Here is an 11,062-nt window from a genome sequence, read left to right on the forward strand (position 1 = left end):
GATCCCAAGGAAGGAAACGTTTGTGGCCTATGTGATTGCTGAGCCCTGCGTCGATATCAAAGACAAGGCATGCATTGAAGAGTGTCCGGTCGACTGCATTTACGAGGGTGCCCGAATGCTTTACATCCACCCAGACGAATGCGTCGACTGCGGCGCATGCGAGCCGGTCTGCCCAGTGGAGTCGATCTACTACGAGGACGATTTGCCGGCCGAATACAGCAACTACAGCCAGATCAACGCGGACTTCTTTGCAGAGCTCGGCTCACCAGGTGGCGCGTCGAAAGTCGGTCTGACCGAAAACGACCCCGCGGCGGTCAAGGACTTGGAGAGTAGGGCCGCGGCGACGTAGCCGCCGCGTTACTGAAGTGGCGCAAGTGGCTGGCGTGCTGGCAGCGGGTCTGAGACCCGTAATTGCTGGTGAAGTTGCCTGCGGGTCTCCCGGCCCAGACGGGCCCAACCGTTAGACTCTGCTGCGATGTCCACCCTGACGACCGTCACCACCAGACGCAACCGGGCATGACCGATCACCCCGACAGCGGCAACGAGATCGGCCTCACCGGCCGGACGCCGAGGTCGATCCCGGAGCCCACGCCGCGCACCTCGCACGGTCCGGCCAAGGTCATCGCGATGTGCAATCAGAAGGGCGGCGTCGGGAAAACCACGTCGACGATCAACCTGGGTGCTGCCCTCGCCGAATACGGCCGACGGGTGCTGCTGGTGGATCTGGATCCGCAGGGCGCCCTGTCGGCGGGCCTGGGTGTGCCGCACTACGAGCTGGACAAGACCATTTACAACCTGCTGGTGGAACCTCGGGTTTCCATCGACGAAGTGCTGCTGCACACCCGGGTGAAGAATATGGATCTGGTGCCCAGCAACATCGACCTGTCCGCGGCCGAGATCCAGTTGGTCAATGAGGTGGGCCGGGAACAGAGCGTGGCCCGCGCGATTTACCCCGTGCTGGACCGCTACGACTATGTACTGATCGACTGCCAGCCGTCGCTGGGCTTGCTCACGGTCAACGGGCTGGCCTGCGCCGACGGTGTGGTCATCCCGACCGAGTGTGAGTTCTTCTCGCTGCGTGGTCTGGCGTTGCTCACCGACACCGTGGACAAGGTGCGCGACCGGCTCAACCCGAAGCTGGACATCAGCGGAATCCTGATCACCCGCTACGACCCGCGGACCGTCAACTCGCGAGAGGTGATGGCCCGCGTCGTGGAGCGGTTCGGTGACCTAGTGTTCGACACCGTGATCACCCGCACCGTCAGGTTCCCGGAGACCAGCGTCGCCGGCGAACCCATCACCACGTGGGCGCCGAAATCGGGCGGCGCCCTGGCCTACCGCGCGCTGGCTCGCGAGTTCATCTACCGATTCGGCGTGTGAACGGCCTCGGGGACAGCCCAGCGGACGGTCAGACGACACCCGAGAGCGGCTTTCAGGTCCGGCTGAGCAATTTCGAGGGGCCGTTCGACCTGCTGCTGCAGCTGATCTTTGCGCACCGCCTCGACGTCACCGAAGTGGCGTTGCACCAGGTCACCGACGACTTCATCGCCTACACCAAGGCCATCGGCGCCCAGCTGGACCTAGAGGAGACCACGGCGTTTCTGGTGGTGGCCGCCACCTTGCTCGATCTGAAGGCCGCGCGGCTGTTGCCGGCCGGACAGGTCGACGACGAAGAGGATCTGGCCCTGCTGGAGGTGCGCGACCTGCTTTTTGCCCGCCTGCTGCAATACCGGGCCTTCAAGCACGTCGCGGAGATGTTCGCCGAACTGGAAGCCACCGCGCTGCGCAGCTATCCGCGCGCGGTGTCGCTGGAAGACCGCTTCGCCGGCCTGCTTCCCGAGGTAATGCTGGGCGTCGACCCGCAACGGTTCGCCGAGATCGCCGCTGTCGCGTTCACGCCGCGACCAGTGCCGACGGTGGGGATCGGACATCTACACGAACAACCGGTCTCGGTTCCCGAACAGGCCAAACGCATCCTGTCCATATTGGAGGACCTGGGCAGCGGCCAGTGGGCGACTTTTTCTCAGCTGGTTGCGGACTGCACGGTACCGGTCGAGATTGTCGGACGCTTCCTTGCGCTGCTCGAGCTGTATCGTTCCCGGGCGGTAGCATTCGACCAGTCCGAGCCCCTTGGCGTGCTCCAGGTTTCGTGGACCGGGGAACGACCGACCAGCCAATCGTTGCTAGAAGTGCGAGACGAGTGATGACCGACCAGACGCCCGAGCTGGATACTGGCATCCCCGACATCGCCGAACCCGCGGAGATGGAGCCCGACGAACTTGGCCGGGTGCTGGAGGCACTGCTGTTGGTGGTGGACACTCCGGTGCCGGCCGAGGCGCTGGCCACCACAACTGAGCAGCCGGTCTACCGCGTCACGGCCAAGCTCCAGACAATGGCCGAGGAACTCGCCGAACGCGACAGCGGCATCGAGCTGCGGCACACCGGCGAGGGGTGGCGGCTGTATACCCGCGCCCGATTCGCGCCCTACGTCGAGAAGCTGCTGCTGGACGGGGCGCGGACGAAGCTTACCCGCGCCGCGCTGGAGACCCTGGCCGTAGTGGCCTACCGCCAGCCGGTGACCCGTGCCCGGGTGAGTGCGGTGCGTGGTGTGAACGTGGACGCCGTCATGCGGACCCTGCTCGCCCGAGGCCTGATCACCGAGGTCGGCACCGATTCCGACAGCGGCGCAGTGACATTCGCCACCACCGAGCTGTTCTTGGAGCGCTTGGGATTGAGCTCACTGAACGATCTGCCTGATATCGCACCGCTACTTCCCGACGTCGACACCATCGACGACCTGAGTGAATCCCTGGACAGTGAGCCACGTTTCATCAAACTGACCGGCGGCCAGGCGCCCGACGAGCCGCTGACCTTCGACGTGGACCACGACTGATGGCCGACGATACCGGTGTTCGCCTGCAGAAAGTGTTGTCCCAGGCGGGGATTGCGTCGCGGCGGGCCGCCGAGAAGATGATCGTCGACGGCCGCGTCGAGGTGGACGGGCAGCTGGTGACCGAGTTGGGCACCCGGGTCGATCCCAATGTCTCCGTGATCCGGGTCGACGGGGCCAGGGTGATCGCCGACGACTCGCTGGTGTATCTGGCGCTGAACAAGCCGCGCGGCATGCATTCGACCATGTCGGACGATCGCGGGCGGCCGTGCATAGGTGATTTGATCGAACGAAAAGTTCGGGGCAACAAGAACTTATTTCATGTCGGACGGCTGGACGCCGACACCCAAGGATTGATCCTGCTGACCAACGACGGTGAGCTGGCACACCGGTTGATGCATCCGTCCCATGAGGTGCCCAAGACTTACCTTGCGACGGTAACGGGGTCGGTGCCGCGGGGGCTGGGCAAGAAATTGCGGGCAGGGGTCGAGTTGGAAGATGGGCCGGTGCGTGTTGACGATTTCGCGGTGATGGACGCGATTCCGGGCAAGACGCTGGTGCGGGTGACACTGCACGAGGGGCGTAATCGCATCGTGCGCCGACTGCTGGCGGCGGTGGGTTTTCCGGTAGAGGCGTTGGTGCGCACCGATATCGGCGCGGTGTCGCTGGGCAACCAGCGGCCGGGAAGCATTCGGGCATTGCGGCTCGATGAGGTCGGGAAACTCTACAAGGCGGTCGGTTTGTGAGCGATGTAGTAGTCGCGATCGATGGTCCGGCCGGAACCGGAAAATCCTCCGTGTCAAGGGGATTGGCGCGCAAGCTGGTAGCACGCTACCTTGATACCGGCGCCATGTATCGGATGGTCACGCTGGCAGTGCTGCGCGCCGGTGTCGACCCGGCTGATCCCGCAGCTGTCGAGAAGATCGCGTCGACGGTACAGATGTCTATGGGCCACGATCCCGACACCATCAGCTATTCGCTTGCCGGAGATGACGTTTCGACCGAAATCCGCGGCGATGAAGTCACCCTCGCGGTCTCGGCGGTCTCGTCGGTCCCGGCGGTGCGTAGCCGGCTGGTCGATCTGCAACGCGAATTGGCCGCTGGGCCGGGCAGCATCGTCGTCGAGGGCCGCGACATCGGGACGGTGGTGTTACCCGACGCCTCGGTGAAGATATTCCTGACCGCCTCGGCCGAGACGCGCGCCAAGCGCCGCAACGACCAGAACATCGCGGCGGGTCTGCCCGACGACTACGACGGCGTGCTGGCCGATGTGCGCCGTCGCGACCATCTCGATTCCACCCGGGTGGTGTCGCCACTGCGCGCTGCACCCGACGCGATCGTCGTCGACACCAGCGACATGACAGAGGCCGAGGTGATCGCCCATCTGCTGGAGTTGGTTACTCGGCGAAGCGAGGCGGTTTCGTGACCGAAGACGGCACCTGGTCGGACGAAAGTGATTGGGATCTTGGCGATTCCGGCCTGGCCGACTCCGAAGAGGCCGGACCTGCGCCGGTGGTCGCGATCGTCGGCCGGCCCAATGTGGGCAAGTCGACTTTGGTGAACAGGATCCTGGGCCGCCGGGAGGCGGTGGTGCAGGACGTTCCCGGCGTCACCCGGGACCGGGTCAGCTATGACGCGCTGTGGACGGGACGCCGATTCGTCGTGCAGGACACCGGCGGATGGGAGCCGGACGCCAAAGGCCTGCAGCAGTTGGTGGCCGAGCAGGCGTCGGTTGCCATGCGCACCGCCGACGCGATCATCCTGGTGGTCGACGCTACCGTCGGTGCCACCACCGCCGACGAGGCGGCCGCCCGCATCCTGCTGCGCTCCGGCAAGCCAGTTTTCCTGGCGGCCAACAAGGTTGACAGCGAGAAAGGCGAAGCCGACGCCGCCGCGCTATGGTCGCTGGGTCTCGGTGAACCGCACGCGGTCAGTGCGATACACGGCCGCGGCGTGGCCGAGTTGCTCGACGAGGTGCTGGCCGCCTTGCCCGAAGTGGCGGAGTCGGCTCCGGGCGCCGGCGGTCCCCGGCGGGTGGCGCTCGTCGGAAAACCCAACGTGGGCAAGAGTTCGCTGCTGAACAAGCTGGCCGGTGATCAGCGGTCGGTGGTGCACGATGTCGCTGGAACCACGGTCGACCCGGTGGACTCACTCATCGAACTGGGCGGCAAGGTCTGGCGTTTCGTCGATACCGCGGGGCTACGCCGCAAGGTCGGGCAGGCCAGTGGGCACGAGTTCTACGCATCGGTGCGCACACATGCGGCCATCGATGCCGCCGAGGTGGTCATTGTGCTGATCGACGCGTCGCAGCCACTGACCGAACAGGATCTGCGGGTGCTGTCCATGGTGATCGAGGCGGGACGGGCGCTGGTGCTGGCGTACAACAAGTGGGATCTGGTCGACGAGGACCGGCGCGATTTGCTGGACCGCGAGATCGACCGCGAACTGGTGCAGGTGCGCTGGGCGCAACGGGTCAACATCTCGGCGAAAACCGGCCGTGCGGTGCAGAAGCTGGTGCCGGCGATGGAAAGCGCCCTGGCGTCATGGGACACCCGGATTGCGACTGGCCCGTTGAACACCTGGATCAAAGAGGTAGTCGCGGCCACGCCGCCGCCGGTCCGCGGTGGCAAGCAGCCGCGCATCCTGTTCGCTACCCAGGCCGCCGCGCGGCCACCGACGTTTGTCCTGTTCACGTCCGGTTTTCTGGAAGCCGGCTACCGGCGGTTCCTGGAGCGGCGGCTGCGCGAGACGTTCGGTTTCGAGGGCAGCCCGATCCGCATCAATGTCCGGGTGCGCGAAAAGCGGGGAGCCAGGCGCCGCTGAAGGTGGCTTCTGCGCAACTAGCCTTGCCCACGTCAACTGTTCATTGACAGATAGTCCGCATTGCAACTATTATATCCCGTATGACGGGCGATCTGGCCCGTATCGCGGGAAAGAGAAACCAATGACGGCACTAACGCGGCAGGCACCGAACCGGGCCTTCAGTCAGTCACTGACACGTTTCAGCGTCCAGGACAAGTCGATACTGATCACCGGCGCGACCGGTTCACTGGGCAGTGTCGCGGCCCGGGCACTTGCCGACGCCGGTGCCCGCCTGACGCTGGCCGGCGGCAAGGCCCAGGGCCTTGCCCAGCTGGTCGACGACGCCGGCATCGATGACGCGGCCGTGGTCGCTCGCCGTCCCAGTACCCCGGAAGATGCGCGGGCCATTGTCGAGGCGGCGGTCGCCCGCCATGGCCGTCTCGATGGTGTCCTGGTCGCCTCCGGGATGAATCACGTCCAGCCCATCACCGAGATGGGTGTCGAAGACTTCGATCGGGTGATGGACGCAAACGTGCGCGGGGCCTGGCTGGTATGCCAAGCGGCCGGTCGCGTGTTGCTCGAGCAGGGCCAGGGCGGCAGCGTTGTACTCGTCTCTTCGGTTCGCGGGGCACTCGGTCACGAGGCGGGCTACAGCGCCTACTGCCCGTCGAAGGCGGGTACCGATCTGCTGGCCAAAACCTTGGCCGCCGAATGGGGACCCCACGGAATCCGCGTAAATGCCCTCGCCCCAACCGTTTTTCGCTCGGAGCTGACCGAGTGGATGTACGGCGAGGACGTCAAGGCCCGGATGACCCGAGATGCGATGTTCGCCCGGATACCGCTGCGCCGCTTTGCCGAACCGGAAGACTTCATCGGCCCGCTGATCTATCTGCTTAGCGACGCATCCAGCTTCTACACCGGACAAGTGATGTATCTGGACGGCGGGTACACCGCATGCTGAGCTCGCACGGCTTTTCCCGTGCGGCCGTCGTCGGCGCGGGTCTCATGGGCCGGCGCATTGCCGGCGTGCTGGCCTCGGCAGGCCTGGACGTCGTGATCACCGACACCAACAGCGAAATCCTCGACGCCGCAGCCACCGAGGCGCGTGAGGTGACCGGCGCGGGGTGCGGCTCGGTCGCTGGCGCCGGCGATCTGGCCGCGGCGGTCGAGGGAGCCGATCTGGTGATCGAGGCCATCGTCGAGAACCTCGCCATTAAGCAGGAGGTCTTCGAGTGCCTGGCCGCGCTCGCCCCTGGAGCTGTCCTGGCGACCAACACATCCGTCCTGCCCATCGGCGCGGTCACCGAGCGGGTCACCGACGGCGGGCGCACTGTCGGGACTCACTTCTGGAACCCGCCGGATCTCATCCCGGTCGTCGAGGTGATCCCCAGCGCACGCACCACCGAGGAGACGGCAGACCGCATCGTGGCGCTGTTGACCGACGCCGGCAAGTTGCCGGTGCGCGTCGGGCGCGATGTCCCTGGCTTCATCGGCAATCGGCTGCAGCACGCGCTATGGCGCGAGGCGATGGCGCTGGTTGCCGAAGGGGTGTGCGACGCGCAGACGGCGGATCTCGTGGTACGCAACACAATTGGGCTGCGCCTGGGCACCCTGGGGCCGCTGGAAAACGCCGACTACATCGGCCTGGATCTGACTCTGGCGATCCACGAAGCGGTGATCCCCAGCCTTAACCATGACCCGCACCCCAGCCCACTGCTGCGCGAACTCGTCGCCGACGGACAACTCGGGGCGCGCACCGGCCACGGTTTCCTGGACTGGCCACCCGGAGCCCGCGAGGCGACGGCCGGCCGGCTTGCCCAACACATTGCCGCGCAACTCGATACGGAAGGGAAGTAAGCGCCATGAGTTTCACCTGGCCCCTCGGTGATGCCGAATCGAAGTTGGAGTTCTATGACCTTTCGCACCCGTGGGGGCACGGGGTGCCGGCCTGGCCGTATTTCGAAGACGTCAAAATCGAGCGACTCCACGGCATGGCCAAGAGCCGTGTGCTCACTCAAAAGATCACCACCGTAATGCATTCCGGTACTCATATCGATGCGCCCGCCCACGTGGTCGAAGGCACGCCGTTCCTGGAGGAGATCCCGTTGAGTGCGTTCTTCGGTACCGGTGTCGTCGTCTCCATCCCGAAAGACAAATGGGGGGTCGTCACCGCCGGGGACCTCGAAAAGGCCAGTGCTGCAGGGCCGGAGATCCGGCCGGGCGACATCGTCATCGTCAACACCGGCTGGCATCACAAGTACGCAGACAGCGCCGAGTACTACGCCTACTCGCCGGGCTTCTACAAGGAAGCCGGCGAATGGTTTGCGGCCAAAGGGGTTAAAGCCGTCGGCACCGACACCCAGGCCCTGGACCACCCGCTGGCCACGGCGATCGCACCGCACGGGCCCGCCGCGGCCCAAGGTGGCTTATTGCCTTGGGCGGTAAGCGAATACGAAGAGCAGACCGGCCGTAAGGTACTCGACGACTTCCCCGAATGGGAGCCGTGTCACCGGGCGATTCTGTCCAAGGGCATCTACGGCTTTGAAAACGTGGGTGGTGACCTGGACAAGGTGACCGGCAAGCGCGTCACGTTCGCTGCGTTCCCATGGCGCTGGGTCGGCGGTGACGGCTGCATCGTTCGGTTGGTCGCGATGGTCGATCCCAGCGGTACGTACCGGATTGAGACTGGGCAGGCGGCCTGACGATGAAGGTGACTCGCGCGTGTGCAGCACCGCCGTATGTGGCGCCCGCGCACCACGACGTTTCCATGATGCGGCTGCAGGGCCATGAGGCCGGGCATACCGAGCGATTCTGGATGGGGACGTCGAGGTACCGCCCCGGCGGCACTGCCGAAAAGGAGCCAGCCCGTGAGGAAACCGTATATGTAGTGCTCGACGGCGAGCTGGTCATCACCACGGATATGGGTGACACGGTGCTAGGCAAGCTCGACAGTGTGCACCTCGCCAAGGGTGAGGTGCGCTCGATTCAGAACCGCTCGGATCGCGAGGCGCTGCTGCTGGTGACCATCGCGCACCCATTTTTGGAGGAATCGTGAGTGTCGTTATCACCGTCGCCCCTACCGGGCCGATTGCGACCAAGGCCGACAATCCGGCGTTGCCAACCAGTCCGGAGGAAATCGCGACCGCGGTCGAGCAGGCCTATCGGGTGGGCGCATCAGTGGCGCACATCCATCTGCGCGACGAAAATGAAAGGCCCACAGCAGATCTGGATACCGCCCGGCGCGCCATGGATCTGATCGAGGAGCGGTGCCCGATTCTGATCCAGATGTCGACCGGGGTGGGGCTCACGGTCCCGTTCCAGGAACGCGCGAAGCTGGTAGAGCTGCGGCCGCGGATGGCGACCCTCAATCCCTGCTCAATGAGCTTCGGCGCGGGCGAGTTTCGCAACCCGCCGGATGACGTAAGGCGCTTGGCGGCGCGGATGCGTGAGCTGGACATCAAGCCGGAACTGGAAATCTATGACACCGGCCATTTGGAGGCATGCCTGCGGTTGTGGGACGAGGGTCTGTTGGCCGCACCCTTGCAATTCAGCATCGTGCTCGGGGTAAGGGGAGGCATGGCTGCCACCGCCGACAATCTGCTGACGATGGTGCGCAGGCTTCCTCCGGAAGCCGTATGGCAAGTGATCGCAGTCGGACGGGCCAACTTGGAGCTGACCGCGATGGGCCTTGCTCTGGGCGGCAATGCCCGCGTGGGGCTGGAGGACACCTTGTACTTGCGCAAGGGCGAGTTGGCGCCCAGCAATCTGGCGCTGGTGGCGCGCACGGTCCGATTGGCCGAGGCGTTGGACCTGCCGGTCGCCTCGGTCGAGGAAGCCGAAGCGCTACTGCAATTGCCGGGGCGCTCATGAACCTCGAAACCGGAAATGGCAGCGGCATCCAGGTGATTGCCCGTGCCGCCAAGATGCTGCGGGTGTTGCAGTCACATCCCGGTGGCCTCACCCAGGCCGAGATCGGCGAGCGGATGGGCATGGCCCGCTCCACTGTGAGCCGGATTCTCAATGCGCTCGAAGACGAGGGCTTGGTGGCTGGGCGCGAAGCTCGCGGTCCCTATCGGCTTGGTCCCGAGATCGTGCGGATGGCGGGCGCGGTACGGCTCGGCGTCGTGACGGATCTGCACCCGTTCTTAACGGAACTCTCGCGCGAACTGGACGAAACCGTCGACCTGTCGATCCTGGAGTGGGATCGGGCCAGCTTCGTCGACCAGGTGGTTGCGCCCCGACGATTACAAGCCGTAAGTGCGGTCGGGGAGTCGTTCCCGCTGTACTGCTGCGCCAACGGCAAAGCGCTACTGGCTTGCCTTCCTCACGTAATGCAGACTCAGGCACTGCCCAGCCGGCTGGTGCCGCTGACGGGGAACACGATCACGAACGTGACGGCCTTACGGGACGAGCTCGACCGCGTTCAGGCCGAGGGCGTCGCCTACGACCGCGAAGAGCAGACGGAAGGCATTTGCGCCGTAGGCGTGGCGCTGCCGGCGGTGGTCGACGAACTCGTGGCGGTGAGCGTGCCCGTTCCCGCCCAGCGGTTCTATCGACGCGAGTCCGAGCTCGCCGAGGCCCTGCTGGCCTGGGCCGAGAGAGTCAATGCGTGGTTTAAGTCCGGGTGAGGAGATATTCGATGTCAGAACCATTGCGCGACAAAGTGGTTGGGGCTTGGAAGCTGGTTTCCTACGTTGAGCGTGACAGCCCCGACGGTCCGGCACGTTATCCGCACGGTGCGGATGCGCAGGGATTGATCATGTACACCCCCGACGGGTTCATGTCAGTGCAGATTCAATCGACGGGCCGGCCGAACTATGACCAGCCGGTGGCCAGCGGCGGCACCACCGAGCAGGCCGCGGCCGCGGCGCTGGGATACCTGGCCTATAGCGGGCGATTCTTCGTCGACGAGGATTCCGGGGATATCCGGCACGAGGCGCTGCTGTCCCTGGTGCCGAACTATCTGGGTCAGTTCCATCTGCGGCACAGCGACCTCGATGGTGATCGGTTGACGTTGTCGTCCGAGCTGACCCTGCCCGACGGGCGGACGGTGTACTCGTCGCTGCTGTGGACCCGGGCTGCTGCTGGGGCCGGTTCGCAGGTCGCGTAACGGGGCAGCGGTGGTGCTGCGGTAGGCTGTCGACCTGCTGCCGGTGGTTTTCGGCGGCACCGGGCTGTGGCGCAGTTTGGTAGCGCACTTGACTGGGGGTCAAGTGGTCGCAGGTTCAAATCCTGTCAGCCCGACACTGTGATGTGTCAGGACATCGGAATAGCTCTGAACCTGCATTTTGGGGGCTCTTCGGATCTTGCCGGGGTGCTGCGTTCATCGGACGACGATGGATGTGAGGACCCGCCAGTTGGGCTTGCCGG

General features: G+C 65.1%; 14 protein-coding genes and 1 tRNA gene. All 15 read left to right on the top strand.

Annotated elements, in window-relative coordinates:
* Nucleotides 1-22 precede the first annotated feature (22 nt).
* The 15 genes from fdxA (at nucleotide 23) to AWC27_RS06595 (ending at nucleotide 10,936) form a co-directional block, all read left to right on the top strand.
* Nucleotides 23-349 (top strand): ferredoxin, encoded by a 327-nt coding sequence (gene fdxA / locus AWC27_RS06525; RefSeq protein ID WP_085669750.1) that lies wholly within the window; start codon nucleotides 23-25, stop codon nucleotides 347-349.
* A 167-nt stretch (nucleotides 350-516) separates the two neighbouring features.
* Nucleotides 517-1,380, top strand: a complete 864-nt coding sequence (locus tag AWC27_RS06530) for a ParA family protein (protein WP_083113743.1) — start codon at nucleotides 517-519, stop codon at nucleotides 1,378-1,380.
* Nucleotides 1,377-2,204, top strand: coding sequence for a segregation/condensation protein A (locus AWC27_RS06535; RefSeq protein ID WP_085669751.1), 828 nt, complete (start codon nucleotides 1,377-1,379; stop codon nucleotides 2,202-2,204). The genes AWC27_RS06530 and AWC27_RS06535 overlap by 4 nt, the downstream gene beginning before the upstream one ends.
* Nucleotides 2,204-2,893, top strand: a complete 690-nt coding sequence (gene scpB / locus AWC27_RS06540) for an SMC-Scp complex subunit ScpB (RefSeq protein WP_085669752.1) — start codon at nucleotides 2,204-2,206, stop codon at nucleotides 2,891-2,893. Before AWC27_RS06535 ends, scpB begins: the two co-directional genes overlap by 1 nt.
* Nucleotides 2,893-3,636 (top strand): pseudouridine synthase, encoded by a 744-nt coding sequence (locus AWC27_RS06545; protein WP_085669753.1) that lies wholly within the window; start codon nucleotides 2,893-2,895, stop codon nucleotides 3,634-3,636. The genes scpB and AWC27_RS06545 overlap by 1 nt, the downstream gene beginning before the upstream one ends.
* Nucleotides 3,633-4,316, top strand: a complete 684-nt coding sequence (gene cmk, locus AWC27_RS06550; protein WP_085669754.1) for a (d)CMP kinase — start codon at nucleotides 3,633-3,635, stop codon at nucleotides 4,314-4,316. Before AWC27_RS06545 ends, cmk begins: the two co-directional genes overlap by 4 nt.
* A complete protein-coding gene (gene der / locus AWC27_RS06555; RefSeq protein ID WP_085669755.1) occupies nucleotides 4,313-5,713 on the top strand; it encodes a ribosome biogenesis GTPase Der in 1,401 nt (466 codons plus the stop codon). The genes cmk and der overlap by 4 nt, the downstream gene beginning before the upstream one ends.
* 121 nt (nucleotides 5,714-5,834) lie before the next feature.
* The gene (locus tag AWC27_RS06560) at nucleotides 5,835-6,653 is read left to right on the top strand and encodes an SDR family NAD(P)-dependent oxidoreductase (RefSeq protein WP_085669756.1); all 819 of its coding nucleotides are present in this window, start codon (nucleotides 5,835-5,837) and stop codon (nucleotides 6,651-6,653) included.
* Nucleotides 6,647-7,549, top strand: coding sequence for a 3-hydroxyacyl-CoA dehydrogenase family protein (locus tag AWC27_RS06565; RefSeq protein ID WP_085669757.1), 903 nt, complete (start codon nucleotides 6,647-6,649; stop codon nucleotides 7,547-7,549). The genes AWC27_RS06560 and AWC27_RS06565 overlap by 7 nt, the downstream gene beginning before the upstream one ends.
* 5 nt (nucleotides 7,550-7,554) lie before the next feature.
* Nucleotides 7,555-8,394, top strand: a complete 840-nt coding sequence (locus AWC27_RS06570; RefSeq protein ID WP_085669758.1) for a cyclase family protein — start codon at nucleotides 7,555-7,557, stop codon at nucleotides 8,392-8,394.
* A 2-nt stretch (nucleotides 8,395-8,396) separates the two neighbouring features.
* On the top strand, nucleotides 8,397-8,747 hold the full coding sequence (locus AWC27_RS06575; RefSeq protein ID WP_085669759.1) for a beta-D-galactosidase: 351 nt from the start codon (nucleotides 8,397-8,399) through the stop codon (nucleotides 8,745-8,747).
* A complete protein-coding gene (locus tag AWC27_RS06580; RefSeq protein WP_085669760.1) occupies nucleotides 8,744-9,562 on the top strand; it encodes a beta-keto acid cleavage family enzyme in 819 nt (272 codons plus the stop codon). Before AWC27_RS06575 ends, AWC27_RS06580 begins: the two co-directional genes overlap by 4 nt.
* Nucleotides 9,559-10,320: an IclR family transcriptional regulator gene (locus tag AWC27_RS06585; protein ID WP_085669761.1), complete on the top strand. Its 762-nt coding sequence runs from the start codon at nucleotides 9,559-9,561 to the stop codon at nucleotides 10,318-10,320. The genes AWC27_RS06580 and AWC27_RS06585 overlap by 4 nt, the downstream gene beginning before the upstream one ends.
* A gap of 11 nt (nucleotides 10,321-10,331) precedes the next feature.
* A complete protein-coding gene (locus AWC27_RS06590) occupies nucleotides 10,332-10,802 on the top strand; it encodes a lipocalin-like domain-containing protein (RefSeq protein ID WP_085669762.1) in 471 nt (156 codons plus the stop codon).
* Between the two features lie 60 nt (nucleotides 10,803-10,862).
* A tRNA-Pro gene (locus AWC27_RS06595) sits at nucleotides 10,863-10,936 on the top strand.
* The last annotated feature ends 126 nt before the right edge of the window (nucleotides 10,937-11,062 follow it).

It is taken from the genome of Mycobacterium szulgai (genome assembly GCF_002116635.1).
Classification (GTDB): domain Bacteria; phylum Actinomycetota; class Actinomycetes; order Mycobacteriales; family Mycobacteriaceae; genus Mycobacterium; species Mycobacterium szulgai.